We start from the raw sequence: 1,514 nt of genomic DNA on the forward strand, positions 1-1,514 counted from the left end.
ATCGAGGGCAGCTGGGCGAAGGCCACCTGCAGCAGGGTGGTGGCGGTCATCGACAGGATCAGCAGGAAGCCCAGCGCCAGCACCACGCCGAAGGAAAACACACGCTTGCGCAGCCAGGCTTTGATGCCTTCCAGGCGCTCGCCGCTGGTGCGGAAGATCAGGTTCAGGGCGTTCTGTAGCTGGGCGAACACGGCGGTGGCGCCGATGAACAGCAGCAGGGTGCTCCACAGCCCGGCCAGCGAACCGACGTCGGGTTGGTTGTCGGCGTTCTTCAGTACGGTTTCGGCCACGGTGGCGGCGCTGCTGCCCGCGGCGGCGCTGATCTGTTCGACCAGTGCCTGCTGTGCGGGCGGGTACAGCGACGCGGTCAGCCACAGCAGCAGCACCAGCAGCGGTGCCATCGAGAGCAGGGCGTAGAAGGAGACCGAGGCGGCCTGGGTGAGTACGTCGATCTCGACGAAGCGCTTGCCGACGGCCATCGGAAAGCTGTCCTGCAGACGCTGGACGTATTTGCGCAGATTCACGGGGACATTGGACGCGGGTTCAACCATGCCCGTGTTGTAGCAGCTGGGGGTCGAAGGCGCGGTGAAGCATCGCGGCGATGGGGTCAGAGCCCTTTCGCGGTGCGAAAGGGATCCGACCCCGGCTGCTGGCTTACGACAGCTGCTGCTTGACCAGCTTGGACACCAGGCCCATGTCGGCCTGGCCGGCCAGCTTGGGCTTCAGCGCGCCCATCAGCTTGCCCATGTCGGCCGGGCCGCTGGCACCGGTCTCGGCAATGGCGGCCTGGATGGCGGCCACGATCTCGGCTTCGCCCATCTTAGCCGGCAGGTAGGCTTCGATCACCACGATCTCGGCGCGCTCGATCTCGGCCAGGTCTTCACGGTTGGCCGCTTCGTACTGGCTGACCGAGTCCTTGCGCTGCTTGACCATCTTGTCCAGCACGGCGATGACGGCGGTGTCATCCAGCTCGACACGCTCGTCCACTTCCTTCTGCTTGATGGCGGCGTTGATCAGGCGGATCACGCCCAGCTTGTGCTTCTCGCCCGCCTTCATGGCGGCCTTCATGTCGTCGGTGAGCTGCTGCTTCATGCTCATGAGGAACCTCGTGGTGGTGGTGGGGCCGGGGCGGATGCCCAGGCCCGGAAACGCAAAAAGCCGGCGACGCTTGCGCGTGCCGGCTTCGGCTCCACTGCGACAGGCAAGCCCATCGCAATGAAGATGCGTCCGATCAGTACAGGCGCTGACGCTTGGTGACGTCGCGCGACGAGCGGCGCAGCTGACGCTTCACAGCAGCGGCGGCCTTGCGCTTACGCTCCTGGGTCGGATTTTCGTAGAACTCGCGCTTGCGGGTTTCGGCCAGCACACCGGCCTTTTCGCAAGTGCGCTTGAAGCGGCGAAGAGCAAACTCGAAGGGCTCATTCTCGCGGACTTTGACGCTGGGCATGGAATCTCCGGGCTCATCACCGGCGTCGGCGGTACCGGCGTGGTGACCATCGGTGCCCTGCTGGGCA

3 protein-coding genes are annotated in these 1,514 nt (G+C 65.3%); all 3 read right to left on the bottom strand.

Annotated elements, in window-relative coordinates:
* Positions 1 to 551, bottom strand: a 551-nt coding sequence (locus ACQKDV_RS19450; RefSeq protein WP_427785860.1) for a YhjD/YihY/BrkB family envelope integrity protein, incomplete at its 3' end; no start/stop codon positions are given.
* 103 nt (positions 552 to 654) lie between these two features.
* Positions 655 to 1,098 (bottom strand): GatB/YqeY domain-containing protein, encoded by a 444-nt coding sequence (locus tag ACQKDV_RS19455; protein WP_324807784.1) that lies wholly within the window; start codon positions 1,096 to 1,098, stop codon positions 655 to 657.
* Positions 1,099 to 1,231: 133 nt separating this feature from the next.
* Complete coding sequence (gene rpsU, locus ACQKDV_RS19460; RefSeq protein WP_427785861.1) at positions 1,232 to 1,447, bottom strand: 30S ribosomal protein S21; 216 nt, start codon at positions 1,445 to 1,447, stop codon at positions 1,232 to 1,234.
* Positions 1,448 to 1,514: the final 67 nt, after the last annotated feature.

The organism is Stenotrophomonas sp. NPDC077659, from assembly GCF_050268705.1.
Classification (GTDB): domain Bacteria; phylum Pseudomonadota; class Gammaproteobacteria; order Xanthomonadales; family Xanthomonadaceae; genus Stenotrophomonas.